General features: G+C 69.1%; 16 protein-coding genes and 1 pseudogene. 8 read left to right on the top strand and 9 right to left on the bottom strand.

The window, feature by feature from the left end:
- Nucleotides 1–113: 113 nt before the first annotated feature.
- The gene (locus AC3WRR_RS30685) at nt 114–746 is read left to right on the top strand and encodes a TetR/AcrR family transcriptional regulator (protein ID WP_492298956.1); all 633 of its coding nucleotides are present in this window, start codon (nt 114–116) and stop codon (nt 744–746) included.
- Here the strand turns inward: AC3WRR_RS30685 and AC3WRR_RS30680 are convergent, their stop codons facing one another.
- The 5 genes from AC3WRR_RS30680 to AC3WRR_RS30660 all read right to left on the bottom strand — a co-directional run bounded on the left by AC3WRR_RS30680 (nt 747) and on the right by AC3WRR_RS30660 (nt 11,355).
- On the bottom strand, nt 747–1,700 hold the full coding sequence (locus AC3WRR_RS30680; RefSeq protein WP_492298954.1) for a delta(1)-pyrroline-2-carboxylate reductase family protein: 954 nt from the start codon (nt 1,698–1,700) through the stop codon (nt 747–749).
- 59 nt (nt 1,701–1,759) lie between these two features.
- Nucleotides 1,760–3,991, bottom strand: a complete 2,232-nt coding sequence (pbpC, locus tag AC3WRR_RS30675; RefSeq protein ID WP_058697416.1) for a penicillin-binding protein 1C — start codon at nt 3,989–3,991, stop codon at nt 1,760–1,762.
- Nucleotides 3,988–4,692 (bottom strand): lysoplasmalogenase, encoded by a 705-nt coding sequence (locus tag AC3WRR_RS30670; protein WP_011616248.1) that lies wholly within the window; start codon nt 4,690–4,692, stop codon nt 3,988–3,990. Before AC3WRR_RS30670 ends, pbpC begins: the two co-directional genes overlap by 4 nt.
- Nucleotides 4,689–10,760, bottom strand: a complete 6,072-nt coding sequence (locus tag AC3WRR_RS30665) for an alpha-2-macroglobulin family protein (RefSeq protein WP_492298952.1) — start codon at nt 10,758–10,760, stop codon at nt 4,689–4,691. The genes AC3WRR_RS30670 and AC3WRR_RS30665 overlap by 4 nt, the downstream gene beginning before the upstream one ends.
- A 109-nt stretch (nt 10,761–10,869) precedes the next feature.
- Nucleotides 10,870–11,355 (bottom strand): Lrp/AsnC family transcriptional regulator, encoded by a 486-nt coding sequence (locus tag AC3WRR_RS30660; protein WP_010811303.1) that lies wholly within the window; start codon nt 11,353–11,355, stop codon nt 10,870–10,872.
- Between the two features lie 170 nt (nt 11,356–11,525).
- On the opposite strand from AC3WRR_RS30660, the gene phhA reads away from it, so the two are divergent.
- From phhA to AC3WRR_RS30640, 4 genes are all read left to right on the top strand, one after another.
- Nucleotides 11,526–12,455: a phenylalanine 4-monooxygenase gene (phhA, locus tag AC3WRR_RS30655; RefSeq protein ID WP_010811304.1), complete on the top strand. Its 930-nt coding sequence runs from the start codon at nt 11,526–11,528 to the stop codon at nt 12,453–12,455.
- Nucleotides 12,456–12,605: 150 nt separating this feature from the next.
- Nucleotides 12,606–12,905, top strand: a complete 300-nt coding sequence (locus AC3WRR_RS30650) for a 4a-hydroxytetrahydrobiopterin dehydratase (RefSeq protein WP_010811305.1) — start codon at nt 12,606–12,608, stop codon at nt 12,903–12,905.
- A 158-nt stretch (nt 12,906–13,063) separates the two neighbouring features.
- The gene (locus AC3WRR_RS30645; protein ID WP_011616251.1) at nt 13,064–13,768 is read left to right on the top strand and encodes a response regulator transcription factor; all 705 of its coding nucleotides are present in this window, start codon (nt 13,064–13,066) and stop codon (nt 13,766–13,768) included.
- A gap of 128 nt (nt 13,769–13,896) precedes the next feature.
- Nucleotides 13,897–15,507, top strand: coding sequence for a sensor histidine kinase N-terminal domain-containing protein (locus AC3WRR_RS30640; RefSeq protein WP_492298949.1), 1,611 nt, complete (start codon nt 13,897–13,899; stop codon nt 15,505–15,507).
- Nucleotides 15,508–15,550: 43 nt separating this feature from the next.
- On the opposite strand, the gene AC3WRR_RS30635 is transcribed toward AC3WRR_RS30640, so the two are convergent.
- A complete protein-coding gene (locus tag AC3WRR_RS30635; RefSeq protein ID WP_010811308.1) occupies nt 15,551–16,066 on the bottom strand; it encodes an SET domain-containing protein in 516 nt (171 codons plus the stop codon).
- A 1,183-nt stretch (nt 16,067–17,249) separates the two neighbouring features.
- Here AC3WRR_RS30635 and AC3WRR_RS30630 point away from each other — a divergent pair.
- Nucleotides 17,250–17,528, top strand: coding sequence for an HU family DNA-binding protein (locus AC3WRR_RS30630; RefSeq protein ID WP_010811309.1), 279 nt, complete (start codon nt 17,250–17,252; stop codon nt 17,526–17,528).
- 239 nt (nt 17,529–17,767) lie between these two features.
- Nucleotides 17,768–18,784, top strand: coding sequence for a DUF2272 domain-containing protein (locus tag AC3WRR_RS30625; RefSeq protein ID WP_011616254.1), 1,017 nt, complete (start codon nt 17,768–17,770; stop codon nt 18,782–18,784).
- Nucleotides 18,785–18,858: 74 nt separating this feature from the next.
- On the opposite strand, the gene dinB is transcribed toward AC3WRR_RS30625, so the two are convergent.
- The 3 genes from dinB to AC3WRR_RS30610 form a co-directional block, all read right to left on the bottom strand.
- Nucleotides 18,859–19,938: a DNA polymerase IV gene (gene dinB, locus AC3WRR_RS30620; protein WP_010811311.1), complete on the bottom strand. Its 1,080-nt coding sequence runs from the start codon at nt 19,936–19,938 to the stop codon at nt 18,859–18,861.
- 53 nt (nt 19,939–19,991) lie between these two features.
- Complete coding sequence (gene rarD, locus AC3WRR_RS30615; protein ID WP_010811312.1) at nt 19,992–20,897, bottom strand: EamA family transporter RarD; 906 nt, start codon at nt 20,895–20,897, stop codon at nt 19,992–19,994.
- 151 nt (nt 20,898–21,048) lie between these two features.
- Nucleotides 21,049–22,185, bottom strand: a complete 1,137-nt coding sequence (locus tag AC3WRR_RS30610; RefSeq protein WP_010811313.1) for a TRAP transporter substrate-binding protein — start codon at nt 22,183–22,185, stop codon at nt 21,049–21,051.
- Nucleotides 22,186–22,600: 415 nt separating this feature from the next.
- Here AC3WRR_RS30610 and AC3WRR_RS30605 point away from each other — a divergent pair.
- A pseudogene (locus AC3WRR_RS30605) lies at nt 22,601–23,086 on the top strand (carbohydrate porin); the annotation flags it as partial.

Raw genomic sequence — 23,086 nt, 5'->3', positions numbered from 1 at the left:
GAACATTCAGTACAATACTGGAGTTTGCTGGCAGACCCGGCCGCTGTCAAATAGGCATCCGGCCCGAATACTCATAAATTGCTGCCGGCACCACCTGTCTTCCGCCCCCGCCCATGCCACCGACCCGCCCGGCCGCACAAAAGCCTCCAGCCTCCGTCACCAAGAACCGCCGCGGCCTGGAAACCCGGGAACGCGTCCTTGCCGTGACGCGCGGACTGATCAGCGCACACGGCTACGCCGAGGTGACCCTCGACCAGATTTCCGCCGAGGCCGGCGTGGCCAAGAGCAGCCTGTTGTGGCATTTCGGCAGCAAGGAAATGCTGCTGGCGGAGGCCGCAACCAGCCTGTTCCGGGATATCGGCGAGGAGCTCGGCACGGAGCCGCACCGGGGCAAGACCGCGGCGCGGCGGCTGGAAAACGCCTTCGACCGGGTGGCCGACTATTTCACGGCCAATCCGGAAGCCAAGGGTGTCGTGCTGGCCTTGCTGTTCTCAGGCAGCGTGCCGCCCAGCGTGCGCGAGGAGATCCGCCGCAGCTGGGACGCGCATGTGCAGGACCTGGTCGATGCGCTGTCCGCCCCCGGGCGCCCACTGCCCGCGCCGATGGCGCGCCTGGTGGTGGCGACCATCCACGGCTGCTACTGCCACTGGTATGCCAGCGACCGCAGCGAACCGATCGCCGGCTTCCTGGCACCGGCGCGCGAGCTTTTCAGCGACTGGCTGCGTGCCCGCGATGGCGCGGGGTAGTCACCCGCGGCTGGCCAGCACGCAGGCCGCCAGGTCCCACAGCGCGTAGCCCACGCTCTTGAACACCAGCGGGCTGCCGGCCCGCGCACGGATGGCATCGGCCTGCAGGATCGCGGTCTCGAACGGCTGCACGTCGGCCCAGTCGATGCCGGCCTGCAGCAGGTCGCCGGCTTCGTCCTCGATCCCGAACAGGGTATCGGCCAGCAGCCGCCCGCTATCCGCGGCCGCATGGCACAGCGCCGGCGGCAGTTCGCACATGTCGGGCCGGAACGCACCGACCGCGGCAATGAAGTGATCGTCGCGCCAGAGGCCGCTGTCCAGGTCCGGCAGCACCGGGCTGCGGCTGGACGTGACCGTGACCACCATCGATACACGAGGCAATACTGCAGCGACCGACTCGGCTACCTGCGCTTCCACGCCCAGCGTGCGCGCGTGCGCGGCCAGTGCCTCGGCCTTGTCGCGCGTGCGCGAATGCAGCCACACCTTGCGCACGCCCAGCCCGACCACGAAGGCCTCCAGGTGCGTCAGCGCCTGCACGCCGGCGCCGACGATCAGCAACTCGCAATCCTTGCGCGCGGCAAAGCACTGCGCCGCCAGCAGCGACACGGCCGCAGTGCGCCGTCCCGTCACCGTGGGGCCGTCGAGCATGGCGATGCGCGCGCCGGTGTGCGCGTCGGCCACCACCACCTCGCCGAGGATATTGGGCAGCCCGCGCCGCGGGTTGCCGGGATGGACGGTGATGTTCTTGGTCATCACCAGGCTGCGGTTGCGCGCGGGCATCACCAGCAGCGTGCCTTCGCCCCCTTGCGCATCGCCCACCGGCAGCGCAATGCGCGGCGGCGCCATGGCGGTGCCGTCGCGCAGCTCGGCCAGCATGTCGGCGATGGCTTGCGCCAGTTCGGGATACGGCAGGCGCGCCGCGGTGCTGGCGGCATCGAGGGGGACGAGGGACATGCGCTGGCTCCGGCAAGACGTTGCGAAGCGCCATTATTGCGCACAGAGCGCCAGCGGCCTCAGCGTTTGGCCGCTGGCACCGGCGCGCGCACTGACGCGCCACGCACCTCGATGCCGATGCGGTCCACCACCTTGCCAGACGCATCGAGCAGCTCCACCTGGTGCCACCCCGGCCACGGCAGCCATGCCACCTCGCCGCCGCGCCCCAGCGGCTTGCCGTCCATGCGCCAGCTGACCGTGCGCGCGGTCTGGCCGGCCACGCCCTCGGCATGGAACCAGACCCGCTGCGCCGCGGGCGGCATGTCGGGGTCCAGCGCAAACACGGTGCCGTCGGCGGGATTGGCGATCACGGGTGCGGTCGGGCGCGCGGCGGGTGCGCTCACGCTGACGCGCCGGATCGCCGTGCCGGCCAGAAAGACTTCATCGCGCGCCGGCTCCAGCCCGTCGTCGAAGCTCAGCGCCACGCGCTGCACGCCGTCGGGCATGGCGGGCGCGTGGCTGGCGCGCGTGCGGTGCAGCGCTTCCATGATGTCGTGCCAGACCGGCGCTGCGCCCGATACGCCCGAGACCTCGTGCATGCTGGCGCCGCTGGCATTGCCGACCCACACGCCCACGGTGTAGTGCTGCGACCAGCCGATGCACCAGTTGTCGCGCATGTCCTTGCTGGTGCCGGTCTTCACCGCGGTCCAGAAGCGCGTGGTGAGCGGGCTGTCCAGGCCGAAGGTGCGCGCGCGCGCATGGCGGTCCGACAGGATGTCGGCAATCACGTAGCTGGCGCCTGGTTGCATCACCACTGTCATCGATGCGGCTGGCGGCGCCCCTTCCCGCAGCCGTGGCGGCGCGTAGCGCCCGCCATTGGCCAGTGCCCGGTACGCATTGGTCAGCGCCAGCAGCGACACGTCGGCGCTGCCCAGCGCCAGGCTGAACCCGTAGTAGTCGCCGGCCTCGGTCAACGGCAGCCCCAACGCCACCAGCCGCTTGTGGAAGCGGTGCGGGGTCACCATCACCAGCGTGCGCACTGCGGGCACGTTCAGCGACGCGGCCAGCGCCGCGCGCAGGCTGACCCAGCCGGCATAGCGGTGGTCGTAGTTCTGCGGCACGTAGAGCCCGCCGCCGACCGGCAGGTTCACCGGCCGGTCGTCCAGCAGCGAAGCCGCGGTCAGCCGCTTCTCTTCCAGCGCCTGCTCGTACAGGAAGGGCTTGAGCGTCGAGCCCGCCTGCCGCAGCGCCGCCGCGTGGTCCACCTGCGCGGCGCCTGACAGCGTGCCCGACGAGCCCACATAGGCTAGCACGTCGCCGCTGGCATTGTCGATCACCACCACCGCGCCGTCCTCGACATTGCGCCCGGCCAGTTCGCGCAGGTGCCGGTCCAGGCTGGTGGCAGCCTCGCGCTGCAGGCGGGCATCGAGCGTGGACGCGATGCGCGCAGAAGGCATGGGTACGCCCGCGGCCAGTTGCGAGCGCGCTTCGCCGACCAGGCGCCGTGCCAGGTGCGGTGCCAGCTGCGGCGACGACGCCGATGGCGTGGCGGCCGCGGCGCGCTGTGCGACCGGCCCGGTGCGCAGCAGCGCCAGTTGCGCAAAGCCTTCCAGGCCTTCACACTCGCGCGGCAGGCGCATCTCGCGCAGGATGCCGCAGGCGCGGCTTGCCACCTGGGCGGCCTTGGCATTGGGCGCGCGCACCAGCGCCACCGCCAGGGCCGATTCCCTCGCGTTGAGCCCTTCGGGGTACTTGCCGAACAGCACCTGCGACATCGCAGACAGGCCCACCAGCTCGCCGCGGAACGGCACCAGGTTCAGGTAGCCCTCCAGGATCTGGTCCTTGCTCCAGCTGCGCTCCAGCGCCGCCGCACCGGCGGCCTGCCCCAGCTTCTGCGTCAAGCTGCGGCCCTGCCCCGGCGCGCCCGGCCGGCGCAGGTCCTCATCGAGCAGGCCCGCCAGCTGCATGGTCAGCGTCGAGGCGCCGCGCGTGCGTGTGTTCCACAGGTTGGCCCAGGCCGCGGCCGCCACGCCCTGCCAGTCGACCCCGCTGTGGGCATAGAAGCGCCGGTCCTCCGACAGCACGATGGCAGTGCGCAGCGCGGGCGAGGTATCGGCCAGCGCGACCCAGTCGCCGCGGCGCGCGCGGAAGTCGTCGCGCACGCGGCCCACGGTATCGCCGTGGCGGTCCAGCACCACCACGTCGGCACTGCGCCAGTCGGTACGGACTTGCTCGAAGGACGGCAGCGCCATGGCCGGCGCGGACCAGATCAACGCCGTCGCCAGCACCATGCGAATACAGCGCTGCTTCATGCCTGCTCGCGTCCCGCCACGATGCCCGCCACCAGCAGCACCTGGGCCGCGGCGTAGGTCCACCAGATGCCAAGCTGGAAAGATTCGAACGGCACCAGGAAGCGCGCGATGCCGATCATCATGTCCGATGCGGCAAAGCACAGCGCCCCCAGCGCCGCCAGCGGCGTGGGCAGGCGCGCCACCAGCGCGCTGCAGGCCATCGCCGCAAGCACGCCCACGTATACCGCCACCGGCACCGTCAGCGGGCCCATATTGGGCCAGAAGCGGCCCAGCATGGTGCCCGCCACGCCCAGCATGGCGCCGCACGCAATCAGCCGGTGCGGACGCGTGTCGCCCGCCAGCGGCACCAGCACGCGCAGGTAGGCCAGGTGCGCGAGCAAAAAGGCGCCAAGCCCGCCCATGAACGAAAACGTCAGCGTCGGCAGCGCCAGCAGGAGGTCGCCCAGGGCCGAGAACAGCAGCGCAGTGACCAGCCAGCGGCGCTCAACCAGCGGCCGGTGGAACCACGCGGCGCGTGCCAGCAGCAGCGCCATCGCGGTCTTCCACGCGGGCTGCATGGCGATATGCCCGGTCAGCGGCGCGCCTTCAGGCAGCTCGATCGCCACCTGCACCAGCAGCGCGCCGTAGATGATGCCGGCCAGCGTGCCCGCGAGCCACCACTCGCGCACGCGTGCCGGCATCATCATTGCCAGCCAGCTCATGGGCGCGCCCCCACCGCCAGCCGCGCATTGGGCGCCACACCGAACACGTCGGGCGCGTACAGCGCTTCCACGCGCGTGGGCGGCAGCGCGAAGTCGCCGGCGTTGTTCAGCCGCACCGTGTATTCGACCGATACCGTGCCCTTGGGCAGGTAGCCGAAGTACTCGCGGTAGGCCTGCGGCGTGCGCTCGGTGTAGGCCGGCCAGGCCGCGCCCTTGCGCCGCTCGCCGCGCGTGGCGATCGTGGAGTCACGGCCCAGGCCGCTGCCGAGGATGGTGGCGCCGGCAGGCACCGGATCGCTGACCACCACCCAGGTCATGTCGGCCTGCGCATCGATCTCCAGCTTGACGCGGTACACATCGCCGCGCGACCACTTGCCCTGCACCGCCTGCTCCTGCGGCGTCACGGTGCGCCTGATGCGGTAGCCCGCGGCCAGCGGCGCGGTCACCGGCACCGCCGCCAGCGCCCGCACCGTGGCCCACGGTTGGCCGGCGCCGGCGTGCTCCACCTGCAGCGTGCCGCCGTCGGCGCCGGTCGGCCACGGCAGCTCGACGCTGCCCTGAGCCATACCGTCGGTGCGCTGCGCGCGCGCCCAGTCGAAACTGCGCGAGGCGTCGGCCGCATTGCTCACGCTCGCCCGCGTGGTGCCCGCCACCGGTGTCTTCTCGAACGCCTGCGAGAAGCGCGTCACCGCCAGCATGCCCCACGCGTTGGCAGTGGTGGTGCCCCAGGCACCATGCACCTGCCGGCCCAGCAGCCCGGTGGCCAGTTGCGGCGCATCTTCCTTCCAGCCCGGCAGTTCCGACGCCAGCGCCAGCAGGCGCGCGGCATTGGTGTCGCCGCCGGCCATCATCCACCACCAGTTGTCGTTGCGCTCGGTGGAGAACGCCAGGCGCGTGCCCTGCACCGTCAGGCGCGAGCGCAGCAGCTGCTGCGCCTCGGCCAGGCGTTGCTCGCGCTGCGGGATGTCCTGCATGCGCGTGAGCAGCAGGGTCCAGTCCAGCAGCGCCGAGGTCGGCCACTGCGCCGGCAGGATCTGGATCGAGCCCAGCATGCGCGCCTGAGCATGGCCGGTGCGCGACAGCGCCTCTAGCGCGGCCAGCTTGCGCGCGTCCAGGTACTGCGTGCCGGCCACCGGGGCCCAGCTGTCGCGGCGGATGCGGCCTTCGACGAAGTCGGTCAGCCCGCGCTCCATCTGCGTGCGCTGCGCGTCGGGGATGCGCAGCGCCAGCCCGGCGCGCGCGGCCTCGTCGGTGACCGCCAGCAGGTAGGCGGTCAGCACTTCGCTGCCGAAGTCGCCGTCGGCGTTCAGCGGGAAGTACGAGGCCAGCCCGTTGGCATCGAGGTAGGACGGCAGCTGCGTCATCAGCGCGTCCCACGCGGCGGTGTCGTTCAGGCCGATGGCCTTCGATGCGCGCTGCTCCAGGCAGGTGAACGGGTAGTTGCGGAACCACTCGCGCACGCCCGGCATGCCGCCCGCCAGCGACGACTGGAAGTTCACCTGCAGCCCGCCGCGCACCTTGCCCGCAGGATCCGCCAGCGCGCCCGGCGGTGCCTTGAGCGGCACCGACAGCGACGGCGACACCTGCGCCAGCGTGGCCTGCTGCACTGTCACCGGCACCGCCGGCACGATCTGCTGCGACACCTTGATGCGGTCGGCCGCGCCCCCCGTGCCCTGCTCGCTCGCCTGCACTTCCCACATCACGGTGCCGCTGCGTGAGTACGCCAGCAACGCTGGCGCGGTCACGTCCCAGCCGATCTCGCGCGCTTCGCCGGCAGGGATCTGCACGGTCTGCGCCGGCAGGCTGGCCTCATTGCCGAGCAGCGTGCCGCGCGCGCTGGCCTGCACCGTCATTGCGCGCCTGGTGGTATTGCGCAGCGTGAACATGGCTCGGTAGCGGTCGTCCTCGCGCACCAGCAGCGGCAGGCCGGAAATCACCTGCAGGTCCTGCGTGGCGGCGATGGTGGCGCTGCCCGTGCCGAAGCGGCCGAGGCCGAGGTCCGCCACCGCGACGATGCGGAAGCTGGTCAACGAATCGTTGAGCGGCACCTCGATGCTGGCGCGGCCCTCGGCGTCGAGCTGCACGCGCGGGTTCCATACCAGCAGCGTGTCGAACAGCTCGCGCGTGGGACTCTTGCCGCCGCCGCCGCCCGCCGGCACCGCCTTGCGCCCGTAGTGGCGGCGCCCGATGATCTCCATCTGCGCGGTCGACGTTTCCACGCCGTAGCCGCGCCGCTGCAGCATCGCATCGAGCAGATCCCAGCTGGTGTTGGGCATCAGTTCCAGCAAGGCCTGGTCCACCGCGGCCAGCGCCACTTCGCCGTTGGCGGCGGGCTTGCCGTCTGGCAGCTTCACCTGGATCGCCACGCGCGCCTTGCCGCGCACCGGATAGCTGGCCTTGTCCGGCGTCACGGTAACGTCGAGCCGGTGGCCCGCATTGCCGACGCGGATCTCGGCGAGCCCCAGCCGGAAGGCCGGCTTGGACAGGTCCACCAGCGCGGTCGGCGCGGCGTATTCGCGGCCCTCGCTGCGGAACGCGCGCCACCACTCGCCCGGCTGGCGCCAGCCCCAGGTGAAGAACGAATACCAGGGCACCTCATGCAGGCGCCCGCGCAAGGCCAGCACCGACACGTAGACGTTGGGCCCCCACTCCGGCTTCACCTGCACGCGCACGGTGGGATCGCTGCCATGCAGTTCCACCACCTGGGTCTGGTAGATGCCCTCGCGCTCCACCGCCAACAGCGCGGTGGCATGGCGGAACGGCATGCGCACCTGGAACACGGCGGTGTCGCCCGGCGCGTAGGACTTCTTCTCCGGCAGCAGGTCGATGCGGTCATGGTTCTCGCCGCCGAACCAGAGCTCGCCCTGGCGCGTGACCCAGACCGTCGAGGCCGCCTGCGCGGTGCGCCCGTCCTTGTCGCGCGCGCTCGCCACCAGTTCGATCTGGCCGGCCTGCTCCAGCGCCACGTCGCAGCGCGCACGGCCCTGCGCATCGGTGCGGGTCTCGCACACGGTGCCGAGGTCGCGCGTTTCGGAGCGGTTGTCATAGCGGTAGAAGCCGCCCACCACGCGCTTGCGCGCCGAGGTGGTGATGCGTGCCCGCGCGTTGATCTTGACCGGCGCATCCGCCACCGGCTTGCCGTTGACGTCCAGCACCACGCCGTGCACGGCCAGCTTCTGCTTGACCGAGACCCAGCCATCGGTGCGGATGCCGGCCACCACCGCCGCCGGCCACACCGGCACGGTCTGGCGCAGCGTCTGGATCTCGCCGTTGGGGTCGGCAAAGCCGGCTTCGAGCAGCAGGTCGCGCGGGGCTTCAATCTTGGGCAGCTTGCGCAGCGTGACGGTGCCGTTGCCGTTCTTGTCGAGCGTCACCGGCAGCTTGTCGGCAACCAGCTTCTGGCTGTCGGCACTGGCATCGCCCTGCTCGTCCTCATCCATCTCCTCGTCGCCGCTGGCGCTTTCGCGCTGCGCGCGCGGCGGGTTGAACGAGAACTCGTCATAGCCGGGGAAGCTGACGTACTTGTCGCGCAGCAGCGCGGACACGCGCACGGGCAGCCCGGCCGCACCGCCGCCGGAGAGGTAGTGGATCTCCACGCCGACCGGCAGTTCGGCAGGCGCCACCATGGGCCCCGCCTTGCCTGCCACCTGTAGCGTGCCGGCCAGCACCGGCAAGCGGAATGCCTCGACCCGGAAACTGCCACTGGTGTAGCCGCGCGCACCGCCATTGTCCTGCGCGCCTTCGCCCTTCTGCGTTTCCAGCTCGACGCTGTAGACCCCCAGCTTGGCCGCCGCCGGCACCTGGAAGCTGCTTTCCGCGCTGCGCCCGCCGGTCGCGGTCTGGCGCCATTGCAGCGGCAGCTCGTAGGTCTGGCCACTGCCTTCATGGCGGATCACCACGCGCGTGGGGAGCGGTCGGCTGGCCGGCGGCAGGGCAAAGCCCTGCGCGGTCTCGGCGCGGATCACGTGCTTCATCGACACGGTCTCGCCGGCGCGCAGCAGCGTGCGGTCGAAGATGGTGTGGGCGCGCACCGTGGGTGCGGTGCCGGTGTCGGTCGGCACATTGAAGCGCCAGCTCTCGATGCCGCGGTTCCAGTCCGACATCACGAAGGCCATGTCGGCCTTGCCGCGTGCCTGCGGGTGGCCGACGCCGATGCGGGCCGAGACGAAATAGCCCGACAGCCCGTTCTGCTCGCAGGCGCCCTCGGGCGCGGCAGCCAGCCTGGCAAAGCGCACCACGCCGCTGGCATCGGTACGCCCTTCGCCCAGCAGGCGGCCGCTGCAGTCGCGCACCGCCACGGCGGCATCGGCAACCGGCTTGCCGTCGTCCAGTGCGGTGACCCAGGCCAGCCCGCTGCGGCTGCCATCGTCTTCATTGCCGGCGCTGCGGCCGAGCTTGAAATGCACGCCCAGGTTGGTGACCAGCGCCGCGGTGCGCACGTACATCGGCGCACGCTTGCCCAGCAGCGACTCGCCCAGCATCGGCGAGGCGATCTCCACCACATGGAAGCCCGGTTCCGGCAGCGGGATGCCCACCACCTCGAACGGCCGCGGCGCATCGCCCGAAGGCTTGGGCACGGCCAGCTTCTGCACGCCGGGGGCGCGCTCGAGCAGAGACACCGAGCGCGTCTCGATCGACACCGCATTGCGCGGGTTGTTGACGCGATACGGGGAGCGGCCCGCCAGCACGGCGTCGAGCTCGGCCCGGGTATAGCTGGCCTCATGCATGCGGCGCACCAGGCCAAACCACTGCATCACGGCCGTGTCGTCGTCCACGCGCAGCTTCATCACGGTGCCGGCCCTGGCCTGCACGCCGCGCACGGCGAGGTCGGCCTCGACGTTGCGCAGCGTCACCGGCAGCAGCGGCGGGTAGTCGGCCGGCGCCTTGCCGCGCGGCAGCTCGCCGAAGCGTTCCACCACGCCAAACGGCGCCGCGGCAAACTTGGCCAGCGGCGGCATCGATGCCGTGGCCACCTTGAGCGGGAACAGGTCGGCATTGGCCAGCGTGCGGCCGCTGTCGTCCTTCAGGTTGCGCGGCACTTCGATGGTGAACTGGGCCTTCTCCGCGAACGGCGCGGCAAAGGTCAGCGCGCTGACGCTGGCGTCCGGCGCCAGGTCGGGACCGAACTGCGGCGCGCGCGGGCCGGACGGCGTCTTCAGCACCACGCTCTCGGCCAGCTTGCGCGGCACCGGCGAGGAGAAGCTGACCGACATCGGCCGCAGCGGCGTGCACGGCGACTGCGCGTGTTCACGCTCGCAGCTGAAGCTGGCGGTGAAGGGTTCGCGCACGGTGTAGTCGAAGCGGCGCTCGTCGCGCGTGGCCACGCCGGAGGGCGTGGCAATGCCCGCGCCCAGCACCAGCTGCACCCGCGCCGCGGCCGGCAGCCGCTGCTGGCAGGCAAGCAGGTGCACGGCATCGGGCGCCTGCTTGGCGATGCGCTCCCAGTGGATGGCGTCGAGCACGGCATCGCGCTCCTTGCCGGCGAGCAAGCGCACCGGGATGCGCTCGCCCAGCCCCTGCGCCTGGCACCAGGCGTGCTCGCGCACCGAGGCCGCGGTGGCGGCGCCATTGAAGCGCAGCGCAAAGACCTGGTCTTCCTCGATCTCGCCGCCCGCAGGCCGGCTGGACACGACCGTCGGGCCGCCGGTCTCGAAACGGTACTCCGGCTTGCCGGCATAGGCGGTGCCGGCCACGCTGCGCAGGCCGGTGCGCATGCGCACGGTGCAGCGCACGCCCGGCGGCAGGTCGCTGGCAAAGTCATAGACCCAGTTCTTCGCATCGATCCAGCGGGCCTGCCCGCCGGTGCCGGCACCGGTGCAGGAAACCGCCGCGGGCGCGGTGGCCTGGACGTCGCCCATCGGCACCATGGCCTCGTCAAAGCGGATCGCCACCTGCCGCACCTGCCCGACCGTGCCTTCAGGGGAGAAGCGCGTCACCTGCGCGGCCTGCGCGCCGCCCGCTGCCAAGATTCCAAGCGTGGCCACCAGGGCCAGGACTGCGCGCCGCGCATGCAATTGCATTGGCATCCTGCCAAGACCCCGATCGGCTCGGGCGACGATTCCCTTCATCCTGCCATCCTCCGTTCCCGCCACGTTTGCGGCACCCGGCGAGGGTGACACGCACGCCACAGGAGCGCAAGACCGGCACGCAAACCTGCAACGCGCCGCAGGAAAAGATTCAGCGCAGGTGCGACAGCGGCAGCGGGCCGTCGCACTTGATCGCGGTCAGCACGATGTTCGAACGCACGCTTTCCACGCCCGGCACCCGCATCAGCCGCTTCATGGTGAATTCGGCCAGCGTGGGCAGGTCGGGCACGACCACGCGGATCAGGTAGTCAGCCTCGCCGGCCACCGAATAGCACTCCTGCACCTCTTCCAGCAGCAGGATCTCTTCGCGGAAGCGTTCGATGATGGTGTCGGCATGGTGGGCCAGCTTGACGCTGATAAAGACCATCACCCCCAGGCCCAGCGCCTGCGATGACAGGTTGACGCGGTAGCCGGTGATGACGCCGTCGGCTTCCAGCCGCGCCAGCCGACGCCCGACCTGGCTGGGCGACAGGTGCACGCGTTCGGCCAGTTGCTGGTGGGTGGTGCGGCCGTCGGCCTGCAGGACGGCCAGCAGCGCGAGGTCGAAGGGGTCCAGGGAGACGCCGGAGGCAGTCATACACAAATCCCGCATTCTTCAGTTGAATAATGCACATTATATGCGTCACAAGACCAATACAAGCGGATTTTGCGGCCTTTCTGCGCGCCTGGGTGTCTAAACTACGCAGTAAATCCGCATTGATGCTGCCACCGATGCAGCAAGCACGCATTACAAGGAGACGCGTACCTATGTCCATCGCCACGGCCACCGAAGCCCCCGGCGCCTTCCAGGGCACCCTGACCGACAAGCTCAAGGAACAGTTCGACGCCGGCCTGCTGTCCGGCCAGGAACTGCGCCCGGACTTCACCATCGCCCAGCCGGTGCACCGCTACACCAGCACCGACCACGCCATCTGGCGCAAGCTGTACGAGCGCCAGGCCGCGATGCTGCAGGGCCGTGTCAGCGATGAATTCCTGCAGGGCCTGGCCACGCTGGGCATGGACAAGGACCGCGTCCCCGATTTCGACCAGCTCAATGAAACCCTGATGCGCGCCACCGGCTGGCAGGTCGTGGCCGTGCCCGGCCTGGTGCCGGACCAGGTGTTCTTCGAGCACCTGGCCAACCGCCGCTTCCCGGCCAGCTGGTGGATGCGCAAGCCCGAGCAGCTGGACTACCTGCAGGAGCCGGACTGCTTCCACGACGTGTTCGGCCATGTGCCGCTGCTGATCAACCCGGTCTTTGCCGACTATATGGAGGCCTACGGCAAGGGCGGCCTGAAGGCGAACGGGCTGGGCGCGCTGGACATGCTGTCGCGGCTGTACTGGTACACGGTTGAATTCGGTCTGATCCGCACCGCGCAGGGCCTGCGCATCTACGGAGCGGGCATCCTGTCGAGCCAGGGCGAGTCGATCTACAGCCTGGATTCGGCCAGCCCCAACCGGATCGGCTTCGATGTGCGCCGCATCATGCGCACGCGCTACCGCATCGACACCTTCCAGAAGACCTACTTCGTGATCGACAGCTTCGAACAGCTGTTCGACGCCACCCGGCCGGACTTTGCGCCGCTGTACGAAGAACTGCGCGCGCAGCCGACGCTGGGCGCGGGCGACGTGGCCCCGGGCGACCAGGTGCTCAATGTCGGCACCCGCGAAGGCTGGGCCGATACCGAAGACATCTGATCCGGCCCCTTGCCGGCAAACCCGGGGCGCCCTGCCCCGCTTCCCGCTTTGTGAAACAATGCCGGCATGCCCGCCGCTACGGCGCGGGCGGGCCGGCTGTCCGCATTGATTTGCGGCCTTCGTTTTCGTTACGACCAGATCGAGCCCCCTATGACTCCGCTTTCCCCGCAAGCCCGTGCCACGCTGCTGGCAGACCTGCCCGGCTGGACCACCGTCCCGGACCGCGACGCGATCTTCAAGCGCTTCACCTTCCATGACTTCAATGCCGCCTTCGGCTTCATGACCCGCGTGGCGATCCAGGCCGAGAAGGCCGACCACCACCCGGAATGGTTCAACGTCTACAACCGGGTCGACATCACGCTGTCCACGCACGATGCCAACGGCCTGACCCAGCGCGATATCGACCTGGCCCACTTCATCGAGCGCGCCGCCGACGCGGTGACCGACTAAGCGCGGGCGCGGCGGCAGCGCCGGATCGGGCCGCTGTAGGCAATCCGTAAGGAAGCGGAGGCCCGCGCCTAGTACAATCTGCGGCAGGCCCGCACCTCCCGTGTGCGCCAAGAGGCCTTCCCTCCAGCCATGCCCAACTTCCTGCCCGAGCTGCCGCCATGCGTATCCTGCTGATCGAGGACGACCGCCAGATTGCCAGCGGCGTCGAAGCCGGCCTGTCCCGCGCTGGCCACCAGATGCGCGTCGTCCACGACGGCGTCTATGCCACCGAACACCTGCTGCGCGAGCAGCACGACCTGGTCATCCTCGACCTGGGCCTGCCCGGCATCGACGGCATGACCCTGCTGGCGCGCTACCGCGCCCGCAACCGCACCACCCCGGTCATCATCCTGACCGCGCGCGACGAGCTGGAAGACAAGCTCTCAGGCCTGAACGCCGGCGCCGACGACTACCTGATCAAACCGTTCGCCCTGCCCGAGCTGGAAGCGCGCGTGCGCGTGCTGCTGCGCCGCAGCCAGCACGGTGAGGCCGCCCCCGAGCGCGACGTGCGCCTGGGGCGCCTGCGGCTGTCGGGCAACGACCGCCGCATGTTTATCGACGCCCGCCCGCTGGAGCTGTCGCCGCGCGAGTTCGCGGTGCTGGAACTGCTGCTGCAGCGCCAGGGCCGCGTGGTCAGCAAGGCGCAGCTGCAGGACCACCTGGCCACCTTTGCCCACCCCGCCGGCGAAGGCGGCGACACCGTGGGCGACACCGCGATCGAGGTCTATGTGCACCGCGTGCGCAAGAAGCTCGAGGACAGCGATGTCGAGATCGTCACCGTGCGCGGCTTCGGCTACCTGCTGCAGATCCGCGCCGGACAATGAAACCGCTCCGGCCGCCACGGTCATCCGACACGCGGCCCTGCCCTTCGGCCTAGCCGGCAATGTGGCCTCGCTCCCGCACCTCCTCCCGGGTTTCCTGGCGCACGGCCTCCCGCATCGCAACGCGGAACGTGCCCCCGGCCTCCGCCGCCGGCGACACCCCCGCGGCGACGCGCCAGGCGTCCCGCCCCGGCTCCAACATCAGCCTGCGCGCGCACCTGCTGCGCGCTCTGGCCACGCCGCTGTTTGCACTGGTGCTGACCAGCGGCTCGCTGTCGTACTGGCTGGCGGCGCACTACACCACGCAGGTGTTCGACCGCGCGCTGTATGGCGTGGCCAACAACATCGCCCAGCAGATCCGCATTGCCGGCCCGCGCCTGGAGCACGACATCCCGATGATCGCGCAGACGCTGGTCGAGGCCGAGGGCACCGACCGCATCTACTGGCGCATCCATGGCCCCGACGGGCTGATCGGCGGCATGGACACCTGGCTGGGCTACGGCACCGGCCAGACCACGCTGCACGATGCGCGCCTGTTCTACGCCTGGTTCAGCGGACGCCAGGTGCGCGCGGTGCGGCTGCCGGTGATGCTGCCCAGCGCCGCGGTGGACGAACTCGGCACCAGCGAGGCCGGCAAACCCGCGCGCGGGCCGATCGTGGTGGAGGTGGCGGAGCTGCTGGACCGGCGCGAGACCGCCGCCAACGAGATCCTGCTGTCGGTGTCGGTGCCGCTGATCCTGCTGCTGCTGGTCGGCAGCCTGATCCTGTCGCACGTGCTCAAGGAAGAGCTGGTGCCGCTGCAGATCCTGGCCGACAAGCTCAACCGGCAGACTGCCCGCTCACTCGCCGCGCTCGACGAGACCCAGGTGCCGGCCGAGGTGGCGCCGCTGATCCGCGGCCTCAATGCGCTGCTGGCGCGGCTGCGCGACGCGCTCGACGCGCAACGCAAGTTCATTGCCGATGCCGCGCACCAGCTGCGCACCCCGCTGACCGCGGTCAAGCTGCATGCCGACCGGGCCCAGGAAGCCGATTCGCTGGAAGTTGCCCGGCATGCGCTGCGCGAGGTGCAGACCGCCGCCGACCGCGCGGTGCGGCTGTCCAACCAGCTGCTGTCGCTGGCGCGCGCCGAGCCGGGGCTGTCGCTGGAGCGTCTCGGGCCGGTGGAACACTTCGACCTGGCCGAGCTGGCCTTCGAGATCGGCGCCGAGTGGGTGCCGCAGGCGCTGGCGCAACGCATCGACCTGGGCTTCGAGATCCTGCCCGGCCCCACCTTCACCGGCAGCGCGCCCGCGGTGGTGCGCGGCAACCGGCTGCTGATGCGCGAGGCCCTGTCCAACCTGATCGACAACGCGGTGAAGTACGTGCCCGCGGGCGGGCGCATCACGGTGCGCGCCGGCGGCGAGGCCATGGGTCACCGCGGCATGGCGGTGGTGATGGTGGAAGACAACGGCCCCGGCATCCCGCCGCAGCGGCGCGAGGAAGTCTTCAAGCGCTTCTTCCGCGGCGACCGCGCCCCTGAGCCGGGCGGCGGGCGGGCAGCCCATAGCGGCGGCGCCGGGCTGGGGCTGGCCATCGTCCATGAGATCGTGACGCTGCACCAGGGCACCATCCGCATCGAGGACGTGCCGCCGGTTCCAGGTGCGGCCGGCGATGCCCCGGCCGCGGACGGCGCGCCCGAACGGCGGCCGACCATGCGCTTCGTGATCCGGATCCCCTGCGAACCGCCAGGATCGGTGGCCTGAACCCGCCGCTGCGCTGGCGGAGGCGCGGGTTGGGACGCGCGCCTTACTTGGCCTTCTTCTTCTTTTCCTTCGGTGCCAGCATGGTGCCGCGGCATTGCGGGCTGCCGCAGCGGCACTCGAACTCCTTCTTCAGCTTGGCGGTATAGCGCGCGTCGATGACCAGGCCGTAGTCGTAGAACAACTCCTCGCCCTCGGCAATGTCGCGCAGCGCGTGGATGAAGACGCGGCCCTTTTTCTCGCGCGCTTCGCAATTGGGTTCGCAGGCGTGGTTGATCCAGCGCGCGCGGTTGCCGCCGTACTTGGCGTCGATGACGCTGCCGTCGTCCAGGCTGAAGTAGAAAGTGTGGTTGGGATCGCTGGGATCGTGCGGATGGCGCTCCAGCGCCTTCTTCCACGAAATGTGCTCGCCCTTGTACTCGATCACGCGTTCGCCTTCGGCGATCTGGCCGATCGCATAGACGCCCTTGCCGTGCACGCCTGACTGGCGCACCTCGATCCGGTCGCTCGCCGTCTTCTTCTTGCCCTCGTCCGCTGCCTTGCGCTTTGCCTTGTCCGCCATTTGCCTTTCCGTGCTCGTCGCCTGTTTGCCTGAGTGGCCCGCTGTGCCGGCCGTTCCGGCGCGATCGGGGATGATACCGGTGCAACCGTGACACGTATACGTAACCCCCCTTTCCGGCGACCTCACCGTATACGCCCTGGTTGCGATTGACACGTATACGGCACCCCATTTCCGCCTCAGCCGCGACGCCCGTTTACGTCCCCGCGTGTGGATAACCCCGCCTCAAACTGTGGACAAGCACGCGGATTGGATGTGGGCTGCCTGGGGCTGGCATGGGGATGCCTCAGGCATAAGTCGGAGGGCTTGCGGCACTGGCCTCCTCCGGATGGCTGAGTCATCCACCTCGACCAACATTGGATACGACCACTTCTCGTTTACGTAAACCGTTGAACCGAAAGACGTTTACGTGGTTTTCCACAGCGGGGGCGGGTGTTTACTTACTACTACTATTTGTATACATGAAAGAAAAAGGTAAACCGAAAGAACGAACCAACGGCGTCAGCAAAAGAATGCCCCCAAGGCATCATCCAAATGGCCGGGACTGTAAACGTCGCGATAGCGCGAAGCTTTGTGGTTTTGGATTTGAAGATTCGGCGTATACCTCGGGCGTATACGCCGAACCACACCGACTTGCGCGTATACGCCGCCCGCAGGATCTGGAGCCGGTCCGTAAACCGCCCCGGCAAGGTGCCATGCATGCGCCGAATAGCGGCTCGGTTCGCCGCCAGCCCAATGATCCGACAACATGCAACATAGTGCAGTCTGCGCCTCCGAGGCTGCCAGAGCGCCTGCAAGCGTTTCTGGCCGTCACTCGCTCTCCAGCCCTGTCCAATGCGCCTGCGCGTGCGCAGAGGGCCTCTGAGGGCCTCTGGCGAGGGATGGGTGAGAGGCTAGGTACGCGGCCCGCCCGCTATCTCGCCTGCGCGACCTGGGGGCCCTGCCTGTCAGCTTAGGACGCTTTCGTCACCTTCCGCGGCTTGCGATGGCTGTACCCAGCTGCGTCGATTTGCCGCGAAGCCCAGCCTGGCGCGGCCTCGCGGAAACTGCCAGGTAACAATCTGTTCCCGGTGCGCCTTGTCCGACACGGTATCATGTGGCCCGCGGTGTCTTTGCCGGAGCGGTGCCAGTCAGGCCGCCCGGCATGCGGACGCCTGTGTTTTATCAACTCGATACGGAGTGAAGCATGACGAAAACCGAACTGATCGACGCTATCGCAGCCGGGGTGGACGGTCTGACCAAGTCCAAGGCGGAACAGGCACTGAACGTGACCCTGTCGGCCATCATGGACGCCGTGGCCAAGGGCGAAACGCTGAGCCTCATCGGCTTTGGCACGTTCAGCAAGGGCGAGCGTGGCGAGCGCATGGCGCGCAACCCGCGTACCGGCGAAGAAATCAAGGTCGAAGCAGCCAAGACCGTGAAGTTCAAGGCTGGCCAGAAGTTCAAGGACGCTGTCAACCAGTGAGCCTGACGGGCTGCACTGCAGGGCCCGAATTGTCAGACCCCGCCATGCCGCCGCCCGGTGCCCGAGGGCGCTGGCGAGCGCCAGGCGGGGGACGTTATCCACAGCGGTAAGCTGATTTTCTGCAGTATCCGCCGCATCGCTGAATCCGTCGCCGGAGCGATCGCGCGCGAAGTCTTCCAACAGGCGTCCAGCCGTGGCCGTGACAGGCCGGACCGGGTGCCGTGCCACATGGGGCCTCCATGCTTGCCCGTCCGCCGCGCCGCAGATCTCCACAGCGTTATGCACAGCGCTTTCCACAGCCGGTTCCACAGCTTTCTCCACAGGCTGCAGGCACCATGCGCGCGGCCTGTGTTGCCGTGGCGCTGGCACTGCTGAGTGCCTGCACCACCGTCAGCGAGCCAGTGCGGCCGCAGGCGCGCGCGCTGCCCGACACCGAAAGGCCGGTGACGCGCCCGGGCGCCACGCCGCGCGAACGCATCGTCGAGATCGCCACGCAGGAATGGGCCCGCTGGGGCGGGCAGGTGGTGCGGCTGGGCCGGGACGACACCTCCTGCGTCACCTACAGCCCGGTGCCCGCACCGGAACTGCCTGCGCCACTGCCAGAGATCCCGGAGGCCCAGCCACCGTCCCCCGCGGAGGCCGGGGCACCCGCTGCCGCCACCACCGATACCGAATCCAAGACCAACGGCAATCCGCCACCGGCCGCCAGCTGCCTGTCCTTTCCGGACGGCACCGGCATGGAAGCCACGCCCCTGGGCTGCTCGCTGGCGCGCCGCTACTGGGGCATCGTCGGCGAAGCGCCCGGCTGCCGGCAGGTGACGCAGGGATCCTGGGCCTGGTCGGCGGTGTTTATCTCATGGGTGCTGCGCAAGGCGGGGCTGGACGAGCGCCAGTTCCTGACCGGGCAGTCGCACTCGATGTACGTGGTCGATGCCCGCGACGGCATCCTGCCCAGGCCAGCCTTCCATATCGAGCCCGTCCCCGCCATGCCCCGGCCCGGCGACATCATCTGCGCCGGGCGCGGACGCGACCGCTATCTGGAGGACATCGCCGAAATCGGCTTCGGCACCACCCCTATGCACTGCGACATCGTGGTCGGCGTGGATCCGGCCACGCGCGTGGTGCGTGCCATCGGCGGCAATGTCCAGCAGTCGGTGTCGATGGAGGAGATCGAGCTGGGCGATTCGGGCCGGCTCGACGGCGTCACCAATTCGCATATGCCGTGGCTGCTGGTGATGCGCAACGACCTGCAATAGCTTGGCTATTGATGCGATTTATCAATACACCATGATTTAAGGGGTGTTGATTATTCGCTAGAATAATCCTGCGCTCAGTCGAACAGTTCCAGCTGCGACGTATCCCGGTCGCTGGTCCCTACCCCCACCCCCAGCAGCCGCACTGGCAAGCCCCGGCGCGCATGGCCCTCGGCCAGCAGGCGCGCGTAGACGGTGCGGTCCGGCGCGTGGCCGCGGCATTCCACCGTGGTCTGGCGGAAGTCAGAGAAGCGCAGCTTCACGGTCAGCTTGTCGATGGTGTCGTGTGCCTGAGCCCGCTCAATGCGGGCTTCCAGCATGGCGATGAGCGGTTCCAGCTCGGCCATGCAGGCCTGCAGGTCGGGCAGGTCGTCGGCATAGGTCTCTTCCACGCTGATCGACTTGCGCTCGCGCTCGGGCGTGACCTCGCGCTCGTCGACCCCGCGGCACAGCTTGTAGAGCCGCGCCCCGAAAACGCCGAACTCGCGGTGCAGCCGGTCCGGCGACCACGGCCGCAGGTCGCCGCAGGTCCCGGCACCCAGGCGCCGCAGCTTGGCCGCGGTGACCTTGCCTACGCCGTGGATGCGTTCCACCGGCAGCGCGGCGACAAAGCCATCGACCGCCGCCGGCTTGACCACGAACAGCCCGTCGGGCTTGTTCCAGTCGCTGGCGATCTTGGCCACGAACTTGCTCGGCCCCACCCCGGCCGATACCGTCACGCCCACTTCATCGCGCACACGCTGGCGGATTTCCTCGGCGATGCGGGTGGCGCTGCCGGCGTGGCGGGTGCAAAGGCTCACGTCCAGGTAGGCTTCGTCCAGCGACAGCGGTTCGACCAGCGTGGTGTATTCGCGATAGATCGCGAAGATCCGGCGCGAGACCTCGCGGTACTTGTCCATCGCCGGGCGCACGATCAGCAGGTCCGGGCAACGCTTGAGCGCCTGCGCCGACGGCATCGCCGAACGCACGCCAAAGGCGCGCGCTTCATAGTTGCAGGTGGCAATCACCCCGCGCCGGTCGGGCGAGCCGCCCACGGCCATCGGGCGGCCGCGCAGCGAGGGGTCGTCGCGCATCTCGACCGAGGCGTAGAAACAGTCGCAGTCGCAATGGATGATCTTGCGCTGGACTGCGGGGGTGGCATCAGGCGGGGCAGACATGGTGGCCAGGCACCGTATCAGTTATGCGTGTGACAAATGAAATGAGTTGATTTCTAGTTGGTTTCATTGATCGACTGGATGATAGCGGGCTTCTGCCGCGTATTCATCCATAGCCCCTCGGCTGCATACAAGGCCAGCGATAGCCAGATCAGCGCGTAGCCGACCTGCTTCTGCGCCGGGAACGGCTCGTTCCACAGCCACACGCCCAGCAGCAGCTGCAGCGTCGGCCCGGTGTACTGCAGCAGGCCCAGCAACGACAGCGGAATGCGCCGCGCGCCGGCCGCAAAGAACAGCAGCGGCACCGCCGTGACCGGCCCGGCCAGCAGCAGCAGCCACTGCGTACCCGGCGCTGCGTGGGTGAAGCTGTCCTGGCCGGTCGCGAACAGCCAGGCCAGTGCCGCCGCGGCCAGCGGGAACAGCAGCAGCGTCTCCAGCGACAGCCCTTCCAGCGCACCCAGCGCGCCGGTCTTGCGCAGCAGGCCATAGCCGCCGAAGCTGGCCGCCAGCCCCAGCGCGATCCACGGCAGCTGGCCTGCCGCCACCGTCAGCCAGGCCACACCGGCCGCGGCTACCGCGATCGACAGCCATTGCACCAGGCGCAGCCGCTCGTGCAGGAAGACCACGCCCAGCAGCACGCTGAACAGCGGGTTGATGAAGTAGCCCAGGCTGGCATCGACCACGCGGTTGGCCGACACCGCCCAGATGTAGAGGAACCAGTTGGCGCACAGCAGCGCCGCGCTGGCGCCGAACGACAGCAGCAGGCGCCGGTCCCTGAGCACCCGGCCGAGCCACGCCCACTGGTGCCGCCAGGTCAGGATCAGGCCGAGGAATACCAGCGACCACACCATCCGGTGCAGCAGGATCTCCAGCGGCGCAATGCCGGGCAGCGATTTGATATAGAGCGGGAGCAGCCCCCAGATGATGTAGGCCAGGAGGGCGTAGAGAATGCCGAGTTGCATAGGGATTTCCGGTAGATGCCGGCGATTCTACCGGCGCCGCGCGATCCCCGCCCGGCGGGCGCCCGCCTGCCGTGGCCAACAAAAAACCCCATGCTCCCGAGGGAACATGGGGTTTGCGGCAAGCCCCGTGCGGCCCGGGGCAGTGTGCCGCTTACAGCTTGCGCGCGAAGCTGAACTGCGCGAAGCCCTGCTCGGCCACGTTGAACCAGGCGGCCTGGTTGTTGCGGAACACGCGCCAGTCGTCGTAGATCTTCTTGAACGACGGGTTCTTGGCGGTTTCGTCGGCGTAGGATTCCTGGGTCGCCTTGAAGCAGGCCTCCATGATCTCCTTGGAGAACGGGCGCAGCTTGACGCCGTTTTCCAGCAGGCGGGCCAGCGCCTGCGGGTTGACCGTGTCGTACTTGGCCATCATGTTGGTGTGCGCCTCGATGGTGGCGGTTTCCAGCGCGCGCTTGTACAGCGCCGGCAGCTTCTCGTACTCGGTGGCCGAGGCGTAGAACGACAGCTGCGCGCTGCCTTCCCACCAGCCCGGGTAGTAGTAGTACGGCGCCACCTTGTAGAAGCCCAGCTTCTCGTCATCGTACGGGCCCACCCACTCGGCTGCATCGATGGTGCCCTTTTCCAGCGCAGGGTAGATGTCGCCGCCGGCGATCTGCTGCGGCACCACGCCCAGGCGCGACAGCACCACGCCGGCAAAGCCGGCGATGCGGTACTTCAGGCCCTGCAGGTCGGCCACGGTCTTGATTTCCTTGCGGAACCAGCCGCCCATCTGTGCATTGGTGTTGCCGCCCAGGAAATTGACGACGTTGTATTCCTTGAAGAACTCGCGCATCAGCTTCATGCCGTTGCCCTGCATCATCCAGGCGTTCTGCTGGCGTGCGGTCAGGCCGAACGGCACCGTGGTGTCGAAGCACAGCGTCGGGTTCTTGCCGAAGTAGTAGTAGCCGGCGGTGTGGCCTATCTGCACGGTGTTGTTCTGCACCGCGTCCAGCACCTGCAGGCCCGGCACGATTTCACCGGCGGCAAAGACCTTGATGTTGAACTTGCCGTCGGTCAGTTCCTTGACGCGGGCCGACAGCAGTTCGGAACCGCCGAAGATGGTGTCGAGCGACTTGGGGAAGCTCGAGGCCAGGCGCCATTCCACGGCCGGGTTGCTGCCGACCACGGCCGGCGCTGCCGGCCCGCTGGCGGCGGCAGGTGCAGCCTTCTCTTCACCCTTGCCGCACGCGGCCAGTGCCCCGGTGGCGGCCACGGCCGACGCTTTCAACAGAAAGGAACGACGTTCCATCTCCACTTCTCCTCTTATAGATATTGATTCGGATGCAGGCTCGCGGCTTGCATGATGCCGCGCGCCGGACCGTGACGCACCAGCCGCCGGGGTACAGCGGCTTGCGCAACGCTGTGCCTGTTGCGAACGGGCACGGCGGCGTGCCCAGCATGCCTGGCGCCGGACGCGGGCCACGGCAAAGGGCTGTCTTACCCGAAAGACAAGCCAGCCGATTATAGCGGTGGCTCTTTCGCCACGGGGTATCGCGCAAGTGCGGGTTTTCGCTAGTCAATCGCGCCATATCCGGGGGTTTTTCGCATTGTGAGACGGCGCACAGTGTGATGGATTTTGTAACCCGGCTTGCGGTCAAATGGGTCGGCTGATAAAAAACAGTCCCGCCTCCGGAGCCCTTGCCTGCTCCGGCCATCGATGTTGCTTGACTGAATTGCTGTCCGAATTGCCGCCAGTCTCTCGTCGGATTCCCGCCATCCCGCTTTGTCCCGGCCCTGCCGGACGCGGTGGCCTGCCCCTGCGCCGCCTCGGTTTTGCCGTGCTGGCCGCGTGGGGCCTGGTCGCGTGCGCGCAGACCGGGGATGCGACGACCAGCGCGACCACCCCGCCGCCCCGCATCGAACCGCGTCCGGCGGTGCCGCCGGTGGTGACCGCTGGTTCGGCGCAAGCCGCCGAGCCTGCCACGCCGGCCACGGCAAGCACGGAGGATCCACTGGCGGCGCTGATCGCCGGCGAAGCGGCACCCGCGGCCAGCGTGACCGTGCCAGCGGCACCGGCGCCAGGTACCACGGGCGAGCCGGCTGCCCAGCCCGGCGTGCAGCCTGACGGCAGCGCGCCGGCAACCCTGGCCGGCACCAGCTCCGCTGTCGACCCGAGCTTCGTCGGACCGCCTGAACCGCCACCCCAGCCG

The organism is Cupriavidus sp. FW305-3-2-15-C-LB2 (genome assembly GCF_058787575.1).
This window is presented reverse-complemented; position numbering and strand designations above follow the sequence as displayed.